This window comes from Streptomyces sp. NPDC007095, from assembly GCF_040634475.1.
Lineage (GTDB): Bacteria > Actinomycetota > Actinomycetes > Streptomycetales > Streptomycetaceae > Streptomyces.
Genome location: NZ_JBEYFS010000134.1, coordinates 23,090 through 32,334 on the forward strand (window position 1 = coordinate 23,090; position 9,245 = coordinate 32,334).

5 protein-coding genes and 3 pseudogenes are annotated in these 9,245 nt (G+C 72.3%); 2 read left to right on the forward strand and 6 right to left on the reverse strand.

From position 1 onward, the window contains the following. Positions 1 to 22 precede the first annotated feature (22 nt). The 3 genes from ABZ656_RS35985 to ABZ656_RS35995 are packed head-to-tail and all read right to left on the reverse strand — an operon-like array spanning position 23 to position 3,750. Complete coding sequence (locus ABZ656_RS35985; RefSeq protein ID WP_054237191.1) at positions 23 to 418, reverse strand: DUF742 domain-containing protein; 396 nt, start codon at positions 416 to 418, stop codon at positions 23 to 25. 9 nt (positions 419 to 427) lie between these two features. Next, positions 428 to 868, reverse strand: coding sequence for a roadblock/LC7 domain-containing protein (locus tag ABZ656_RS35990; RefSeq protein ID WP_054237190.1), 441 nt, complete (start codon positions 866 to 868; stop codon positions 428 to 430). Next, the gene (locus tag ABZ656_RS35995; protein WP_101406355.1) at positions 865 to 3,750 is read right to left on the reverse strand and encodes a nitrate- and nitrite sensing domain-containing protein; all 2,886 of its coding nucleotides are present in this window, start codon (positions 3,748 to 3,750) and stop codon (positions 865 to 867) included. The genes ABZ656_RS35990 and ABZ656_RS35995 overlap by 4 nt, the downstream gene beginning before the upstream one ends. Before the next feature lie 638 nt (positions 3,751 to 4,388). Between ABZ656_RS35995 and ABZ656_RS36000 the strand changes: the two genes are divergently transcribed. Next, complete coding sequence (locus ABZ656_RS36000; RefSeq protein ID WP_360273696.1) at positions 4,389 to 4,946, forward strand: hypothetical protein; 558 nt, start codon at positions 4,389 to 4,391, stop codon at positions 4,944 to 4,946. A 160-nt stretch (positions 4,947 to 5,106) separates the two neighbouring features. Here ABZ656_RS36000 and ABZ656_RS36005 read toward each other — a convergent pair whose 3' ends face one another. Continuing rightward, positions 5,107 to 6,387, reverse strand: a complete 1,281-nt coding sequence (locus ABZ656_RS36005; RefSeq protein WP_360273699.1) for an FAD-dependent oxidoreductase — start codon at positions 6,385 to 6,387, stop codon at positions 5,107 to 5,109. A 34-nt stretch (positions 6,388 to 6,421) separates the two neighbouring features. Beyond that, positions 6,422 to 6,538, reverse strand: a pseudogene (locus ABZ656_RS36010) (bifunctional 3-phenylpropionate/cinnamic acid dioxygenase ferredoxin subunit); the annotation flags it as partial. Positions 6,539 to 6,667: 129 nt separating this feature from the next. Between ABZ656_RS36010 and ABZ656_RS36015 the strand changes: the two are divergent. Further along, positions 6,668 to 7,162, forward strand: a pseudogene (locus ABZ656_RS36015) (GMC oxidoreductase); the annotation flags it as partial. Here ABZ656_RS36015 and ABZ656_RS36020 read toward each other — a convergent pair. After that, positions 7,159 to 9,245, reverse strand: a pseudogene (locus tag ABZ656_RS36020) (hypothetical protein); the annotation flags it as partial. The pseudogenes ABZ656_RS36015 and ABZ656_RS36020 sit on opposite strands and share 4 nt — an antisense overlap.

The following is a 9,245-nucleotide window of genomic DNA, read 5'->3' on the forward strand; positions in this document are numbered from 1 at the left end:
CTGTTCCCCGCTTCCGCCCAGCTCAGAGCGCCCGGAGGCCGCTGATCACGTCGCGCAGAATACTCTCGTCCGGCAGCTCGGCAGGGGGTACGGGACGTGTCACGTGGACCATTTCCTCGGTCACGAGGTCCCCGATGAGGACCCGGACCACTCCGATGGGCAGGTCGAGCTCGGCGGCGAGTTCGGCGACCGACTGGGGGGTGTCACGGCAGAGCTCGACGATGTCCACGTGTTCCGGGGACAGCGAATGGTCGGCCTCGGGGTCGTCCGCGTGGGGCTCCGTGACGACCACCGCGATCAGGTCGAGGCGATGCTGGGCCGGACTGGTGGTGCGCCCGCGTGTCATGGCATAAGGACGGACCACCGGTCCGGCGTCGTCGTCGAACCAGTGGCGTTTTCCCTGACCGTCTCCGCTCATGCCATCTCACTACCCGCCCGAGGGCAGATCGGTGCGCGGAGCGGCGGCCAGATGTGCGCCGACCCGCTTCACCAGGAGCGTCATTTCGTAGGCGACCTGCCCGACGTCGGAGTCGGCGTCCGAGAGAACGGCGAGGCAGCTGCCGTCCCCGGCGGCCGTGACGAAGAGGAAGGCTTCTTCGAGCTCGACCACGGTCTGCCGGACACCGCCCGCCTCGAAGTGGCGGCCGACGCCCTTTGCGAGGCTGTGGAAGCCGGAGGCGACGGCGGCCAGGTGCTCGCTGTCCTCCCGGGTCAGATCCTTGGAGGCTCCGGTGGCAAGGCCGTCGCCGGAGAGCACGATCGCCTTGCTGATGCTGGCCACGCGGTCCACCAGGTCGTCGAGCAGCCAGTTCAGCTCTCCCGACGTCTTGCTGGTCGCGGTGGGCCCTGTGGCCTTCGGTGCGGTCATCGACCGTCCCCCTTCGTCGTTCCTGGTGCTGTGCCGCCCTGGGCCCCGTCGCCCGCGGCGTTCTCGTCGCGGCCCCGCTGCCAGCCCCGCTGGAGCGAGGCCATCCGGCTGCGTACCTCGTCGGCGTCGCGATCGGCGAAATCCGGCCCCTTCGGGGTGCGGGCCTTGTCGCGCTCGGCGCGCCGTTCGGGTCCGTCCTTCAACTGCGGGGCCAGATTGGCCTGTCGGACACGGCGGGGCAGCGGGCTCGCACCCGATTCTGCCCCTTGCGTCGCGGCGGCGGAGCCCGGGGTGGTCCCGGCCCTGCCCGACGGCGAGCCGGCGGAGCGGGTGCGCCGGGGGAGAGCGGGGGCCTCTCGGAAGCCGGACGCCTCGGAGCGAGGGCCCGGAGTCTCGGGGCGTTCGCCGTTGCGGCGCCCGGAGGTCTCGGTGCGGTCGGTACGCCGGGCGGCCGAGGACTGTGCGCTCGCCCTCTCCGCCCCGCTTTGCCTCTCCACCGGCTCGAGGACCGGTTCGAGGCTCGCCACCGGCTTCAGCGCCTCGGCGGGCTCCTCGCCCGCCTCGCCGCGCCGGGGCCTCCGGGTCACGGGACGACCGTGCGAGCTGACCAGCTTGGGAGTTCTGCGGCGCGGCAGGGGGACCGGGGCGCCCGCGTGGTCGTCGTCGCCGGAGCGGGCTGTCTCCGAGCCGCCTGCGCGGGGCTGCTGGTGGGGCCGGTGCTGCTCGACCGGGACACCCGCTATGGAGCGGCGCGGTCTGAACAGACCGCCCTGCTCGGCGTCCTCGTCGTCCAGGGCGCCCGCGAAACCGCCGAGTGCGTCCAGATCAACCGGCGCCTCAAGCTCGACCGGCCCATCCAGGATCGCGGCAGGCAGGCCGGGCAGGCGCACCGGTACGTCGGAGAGCGCCGCCTTGCGGTCATCCTCGATCTTGCCCTCCTTCGAGGGCAGCGCTCGGTCGAGACGGAAGCCGATGCCGTTGGTGTCCGGGACGTCGTCGGTGAGCAGCGCGTCGGGAATGAACACCACGGCGGTGGTGCCGCCGTACGGGGAAGGCTGGAGGGAGACACGGACGTTCTGCCGCTGCGCGAGCCGGCTGACCACGAAGAGACCGAGCCGGTCGGTGTCGGACAGTTCGAACTCGGGGGTCTCGGCGAGCCGTAGGTTGGCGTCGAGGAGCGCTTCGGCCGCCATGCCCAGACCGCGGTCGTGGATCTCCAGAGTGAAACCGTTGGCGACGCGTTCGCCGACGACCTGCACGGCCGTGTGCGGGGGCGAGAACACCGTGGCGTTCTCCAGGAGTTCGGCCACCAGGTGCGTGAGGTCGGCGACCGCGGGCCCGGTGACGGCGACGCGGGGCAGTCGGCGTACCTCGATGCGCTCGTAGTCCTCGACCTCGGCGACGGCGGCGCGGACGATGTCCATGAGCTGGACGGGCTTGCGCCACTGTCGGGACGGGGCCGCGCCGGACAGGATGACCAGGCCCTCCGCATGCCGGCGCATACGTGTGGTCAGGTGGTCGAGGCGGAACAGGTCGGCGAGTTCGTCGGTGTCCTCGGTCCTGCGTTCCATGGTGTCGAGGAGGGTGAGCTGCTTGTGCAGCAAGACCTGGCTGCGGCGGGCGAGGTTGACGAAGACCTCGGAGACGCCGTCCCGCAGTTCGGACTGTTTGACGGCGGCCTCGACGGCCGCGCGCTGAAGGGTGTTGAGGGCCTGGCCGACCTCGCCGATCTCGTTCTTGTCGTACTCCAGGCGGGGCACTTCGGTCTCGACGTCGACCTGTTCGCCGCCGGAGAGGCGGCGCATGACGCTGGGGAGCCGCACGCCGGACGCCTCGTGGGCCTCCAGGCGCAGCCGGCGCAGGTCGCGGATGAGGCTCCGGCCGATGCGTACGGACATGACGAGCGAGGCCAGCAGGGCGATGAGTCCGAGGACACCCGCGACGACCGCCTTGACGATGACACCCGTGGCCACGGGGCGCACGCGACCCTGGTAGCGGTCGCCGGCCTTGTCGTCGAGGTCGGCGAGTTCGTTGAGCACGTGTCCGGCCGCCCGGTCCCAGCTCTGCGCGGTGACACCGTGCGGGGATCCGGCCGGGGAGGTGACGACAGCCTGCTCCGCCACGCGCAGGGGAGCCGTGTCGGCGTTCGACCAGTAGCGCTCGAAGCGGCCGCGTTCCAAGGAGGGCAGCAGCGGCAGGCTGATGTTGTACAGCAGGGTGCGTTGCGCGATGAGATCGGAGATGTCGCGGATGTCGTCGCGGGTGACGCGGCCCGCGACCAGCGCGGAACCGAGGAGGGCGTCCTCGCGGGAGAGCAGTTCGCGGGCGTTGGCGACGTTGACAAGGGCGCGGCCCTGCTTGTCCATCTCCACGTTGTCCACGACGTGGAGGTTGGCAAGCAGTGTGTAACAGGGGTCGACGAGACGGTTGTAGAGGTCGAGGGCCTGGGCCCGGTTGACGGTGCCCTCCTCGACGCTGCGGCGCAGCGAGTCGACGCCGTCGAGGGCGTCCAGGATGGTGGCGAGGCGCTGTGAGGTGCCCCCGTTCATCTCTTCCCGTACGTCTTCGTCCTTGGCGTTCTTGCGGACCTTCGCCACGGCCCGATCGGTCGCGGTGCGACTGCGTTTCAGCGCCGCCAGCGCGTCGGAGGCGCGGGGATCGGCGAGATAGACGAGTGTCTGGCGGCGTTCCTGCTGGAGAACGCTGACGGTGTCCTCGGTCGGGTAGCCGACCTTCTCGACGACGTCCGACACGTTGAACAGCTGGTTGGCCGCGCGGCCGGTGAGTACCGTCGCGAAGGCCCAGATCCCCGTCAGGGAGAGGAGCGGCACGAGGAGCAGCGCCACGATCTTCCGGCGGATGGACTTCCCGCGAAAGCGCATGGCCTCCCCCAGCTCGACCCCCTCCGGCCCGGGGGGCACACCTGTGCGTCAACAAACGGCGTGAGCCTACTACTGACGCACAGGTAACTCGAAGACGTGTCCGGGCCGCCGCCCGGCGTGAAGAGGGCGGAACCCGGGCTCTTGAGGGAACCGGAGATGGGCAGTTGTCCGTTCATTGGGGGAGATTGCCGCCCTGAATCCGGCATGGCGAGCCGAAGCTCATCGGGCTGGTGTACTTGGTCAGTTGGCCGGAATTTTTCGCTGATTGGGAATCTTCGGGGCACATTGTTCGTCCTTCTCTATGGGAATTGGGGGCGGAATCGGCCACAGGGGCCGCATGCCGCGTCCAGGCGGCGTAAAACAGCGCAAGCCGGGCAGCCACTGGGGAGCAGGTGTCGTATGACACCCGTGCGAGGGTCTGCTGGGCGGTGGGGAGTGACAAGTTGATGGGCACGGCGGAGCGGGGCGGGACGCCAGGCGTGGGTACTGCGGCGCCTGTGGCGGTGCGATCGGCCACGCGGACATCGGATCGCGACATACCGGCGGACGGGCGCGATCGGGCGAGCAGGCCGAGCGTGGCCCGGGAGGAACGCGACCGGAAGAACGAGCGGGCGAGTGCCGGAGACGGAAGCGAGCACATGAGCGCCCGGGCCGTCGCCGAGGGCGGCCCCGAGCCGACGGGCGGGCGGGACACGACCGCCGGTGGGTATGAGCGGGCGGGGGGCGTTGCCGCCAGTCAGCGGCGCGCCGACGGGCAGGCTCGAGCAGCCGTCGGGCACGCGGACGGATACGAAGAGCAGACGTACTACCGGCCGTTGTGGATCGAGGAGCCCGCGCGTCGGCGACGGCTGCCCGATCCGGTGCGTACGGCGGCCGTGCGTGCGGTGCTGATCATCGCGGTCACCCTGATCCAGGCCGTGATCGCCTTCCTGTCCACGGTGGCGGAGTCCTGGCTCGCCTTCCCGATGGTCCTGAGCAGCGTGGCCAGCACGGTGGTGGCCACCTGGGCCGCCCTCGACGTCTGGGTCACCCGCCAGGTGTGGAACCAGCGCAACGGCGTGGTGTCCGAACCGAGCAGCACCGCACGGACCCTGCGGCGCGAGCGGCGCCGGGCCCGACGGCAGGCACGCGCGACGGAGCGCGCTCAGAAGCGAATACGGCGGCAGGGCGGCACCGGGCAGTTGTCGCACCCCTGAGTACGGCTGGCGGCTGAGTACGGCACGGTTCGCAGCTGAGCCCGGCTCGTGACTGAGCCTGGCTCACGGCTGCCCGCGGCACGGCCAAGGAGCGTACTCCACGGACTCCGTGGACCTGGTGGTCCCGGTGGACCCCGTCCGTCGGTCCGCCCACGGGCCGTCAGCTTGCCCCGGCGCCCGCCGGCTCCACCGGGTCCCCGCTGCGCGCCAGTTCACGGCGTACCTTCATGAACGGACGAGGGCGGTCGATGGAGAGCACGGCTGTGGTGCGGCCGTCGCGCTCGTACAGGGCGAGGAGGCCGCCTTCGGCCGGTGCGCCGTCGTCGAGCGCGCCCTCGGTGATGCGGACGGTGTCCGCCGCGTGCCAGCGCCCCGCGAACTGGATCCGTGCGCCGTACTGATCGGACCAGAAGCAGGGCAGGGACCGTGCGGTCTCGACGGTGCGCCCGGCGAGCAAGTTGTGTACCGCGACGCGGGGTTGTTCGGTGGCGGAGGTCCAGTGCTCGGCGCGGGCGCCTCCGACGCGGGCGACGTCGCCGACGGCGACCACCTGCGGCAGTGCGGTCACGCAACCGTCGTCACACAGCACGCCATCGTGCAGAGCGAGTGTCGAACCGGCGAGCCAGCCGGTGTTGGGGGCGGCGCCGATGCCCACGATCACGACGTCGGCGGGCAGGATCCGGCCGTCGGAGAGCTCCACACCCGTGACGGTGCCGCTCCCCCGCAGGCCGGCGACACCGATTCCGGTCACGAGGCCTGCACCGCCGTGGCGATGCAGGGCGGCGCACACGGCGGCCATCTCGGGGCCGAGTTGGGGATCGAAGGGCAGGGGTGCGGCCTCGACGAGGGTGACGTCGTAGCCGAGTCCGGCACAGGAGGAGGCGGTCTCGGCGCCGAGTTGGGGAACGAAGGGCAGGGGTGCGGCCTCGACGAGGGTGACGTCGTAGCCGAGTCCGGCACAGGAGGAGGCGGTCTCGGCGCCGATGAAGCCGCCGCCGATGACGACAACACTGCGCGGGCCCCGGGAGAGCTCCGCGCGCAGGGCGCGGGCGTCGTCGAGGGTGCGCGGGGTGTGCACGCCGGCAAGGCCGTCCCCAGGGAGCCGGCGGGCCGAGGCGCCGGTCGCGATGATCACGCCGTCCGTGGAGACGGCGCGGCCGTCGTCGAGGAGGACGGTGCGCCCTCGGGCGTCGAGGCCGCGGGCGCGTACGCCGAGCAGCCACTCGGCGTCGAGTTCGGCGCTCTCCTCGGCGTCGGTGAGGGCGAGTTGAGTCTCGTCGGCGCGGCCGGTGAGGAAGTCCTTGGAGAGGGGCGGGCGGTCGTACGGGTGGTGGGGCTCGTCCCCGACGATCACCAGGCGGCCGTCGAACCCCTGGGCCCGGAGTTCCCGGGCGGCGTACAGCCCGGAGAGCGAGGCACCGACGACGGTCACGGTCCTCATGAGGCGCGCTCTTCGGCGCAGCCGGTCAGGGCGTTCATGCGGCGGTGCCCTCCTCCGCGGCCAGGTGGACGTGGATGATTCCGTCGTCGACGGTGACGCGGTGGGTGCGGACGGGGCGGCGTGCGGGCAGGCACGTCGGCCGGCCCGCTCGTGCTGCTGCTCGCGCTGATGAGCGTCTCCAGCCTGAAGCGCGACAAGCTCTCCACGGACGGTCTGTAGTACATCGTCCTCGACGTGCTCGGCCCGACGGCCGGCAAGGCGATGCTGTGGTGCGTGCTGGTTCCCGACGTCCGAGAACGCGTTCTGCCTCACGCCGAACGTCACGCGCGCGAAGTCACGCGGCACGGTGCGACTGCGCACCCGGGACTACCGGGACAAGCCGATGGTCGATCCGCGGTACTTCACACACGAGCACGACGTGCGCGTGATGACGTACGGGCTGAAGCTGGCCCGGAAGATCGCGTCGCAGCCCGCGCTGAGCGGCTGGGCGGGCGCGGAGCTGGCCCCCGGGCCGGACGTCCGGACGGACGACGAGTTGCTCGACTACATCCACAAGACCCACAACACCGTCTACCACCCGTCCTGCACCGTGAAGATGGGCGCGGACGACAACTCCTCGGCCCCGCTCGACGCGCGGCTGCGGGTCAAGGGGGTCGAGGGGCTGCGGGTCGCGGACGGTTCGGTGATGCCGGATCTCATCTCCGTCAACCCCTGCATCACGACCATGATGATCGGCGAGAAGTGCGCGGACCTTTTGAAGGAGGACAGGGCCTAGGCCCCCTGAGGCGCCGGGCGCTTGAACATCCGCGTCGCCGTGATCTCCGTATGCACGGCTTCCCCGGCGGGAGCCTCACGCGGCAGTCCCGGCCGGAGGTGTTCCTCCACGCTGATGTACTTCAGCCCGGCGCGCAGGTCGGCGTCGTTGCGCAGGCGGATGACGAGGGGGAACTCGGCGAGCGCGGTCGTGTCGAACAGGCCTGTGGTGTAGAGGAGTTGGACGCCGAGCGCGTCCGAGACGGCCCTCTGCAGCTCCAGGAGATAGGTCGCGTTGGCGCGTCCGATGGGGTTGTCGAGGAAGAGCGTGCCGGCGTGCCGGTGCTTGTCGCGGCCCCGGTCGTTGCTGCGCAGCGCGGCCATCGTGCAGTACAGCGCGATGGCCGCGGTGAGCAGCTGACCGCCGGAGAAGACGTCGCCCATCTGCCCGACGGGGACGCGCTCGGCGCGCAGTACGGCATCCGGCTTGAGGATCTCGACGGCGACGCCCTTCGGCTCGAGGGCGGCGCTGACTCCGCGCAGCAGGAGTGACATGCCGTCGCGCCGCATGTCGGAGTTCTTCTTGACCGCCGCGCGGGTGGCCTCGTCGACGACCTCGCCGAGCCGCTCGGCGAGCGTGGCCTGATCGGGCTCCTCGAAACGGATGCGCAGGAACTCCTGCCCGGACCACTCGCCGAGCCCCTCCGGCAGCCGGGACAGCCGCTGCGCGGACCGCAGGGTGGCGAGCGACGACTCCACCAGCCCCCGAAGCCGGTCCACGATCGAGTCCCGGTTGCGCTCCAGCTGCGCCAACTCGTCGGTCAGCACCCGCAGTCGGGGCGCGAAGGCGTCCGCCCACTTCTGGGCGTGTTCGGGCAGCGCGGACGCGGGCAGCTCACGGATCTGCTGCCGGGCAGGGGTGCGCACCTGCTCGTACCGGTTGGAGTTGGCATGCCGTACGAGGATGTCGCTCGCCTCGCGCACGGCGCCTTCGGCCGCGGAGAGGTCGGCGGCGCAGCCGCGCAGGGAGCGGCGGGTCTCGGCGGCGGAGTGCCGGGCCTCTTCGAGGGTGCCGGGGTAGGGCTCGGGCTCCTCCTGCTCCTCGTCGGAGTGCTCCCGCAGCAGGTCCCTGAGCAGGGCGGCCGTCTCGTCGAAGCCGCCGGCCGCGTCCTCGGCGGCGCGGTGCGCGTCGAGCAGCTCGGCGTGCGCCTCGCGCGCCTGGCCGAGTGCCTCGGCGCGGGAGGCGAGTTCACCGGTGGCCGTGCGCAGCAGCGACTGCGCGTGCTCGGCGTCGCGCGGGATCAGCTCCTGCGACAGCTCGGTGTGGGCCTCGCCGTCCTCGGGCGCGTGCCGCTCGGCCTCGCCGCGCAGCCGCCCGAGCTGCTCGCTCGCGGTGGACATGCGGGTCTCCAGGAGCTGCACGAGCTCCTCGGCGCGGGCGGCGGCGGCCTGCCGGGACGGCCCGTCGGACCCGTCCGGCGACTCCAAGAGCTGTGCGGCGCGCGTGCGCACCTTGTTGCTGAGCCGGTCCAGCTCTGCCAGGGCCGCGGTTTCGTCGCTCTCGGCGCGGGACTGCTCGGCGCGCAGATCGGCGCCGACGCCGACCTTCTCGTACAGCTGTGACGCGGCCCGGTAGGCCTCGCGCAGGGCGGGCAGCGAGGACTTCGCCTTCTCCGACGGGTCCTCCGGTACGTCGTCGGGGGCGCCCGCGATCTCGGCGCGCTCGGCGCGCAGCGCGCGGGCCGTGCGGCGGGCGTCGTCGGCGGCGCGCTGGGCGGCGCGACGGTCCTCGTCGGCGGCGCGGGCGCGCTCCAGGCAGACCTGGGCGCGGGCCTCCGACTCGGTGGCCTCGTCGGCGAGTTCGCGCACCTTGACCTGCCAGCCGGCCCGTTCGCGCAGGCGGAAGGCGAGTCCGGCGAGCGCGTCGGCCGCACGCCGGGCGCGCTGGGCGGCGTCCTGGCGCTCGTCGCGCACGAGGGCCGCCTCGGCCGCCGCCTCGTCGGCCGCGGCCCGGACGGGGCGCGCCGCGGCGAGCTCGGCCGCCGCCGCCACCGCCGACCCCGCCGCGGCCCGCGGGGGGCCCGCCCCCGAGAAGGGCCCCCCCC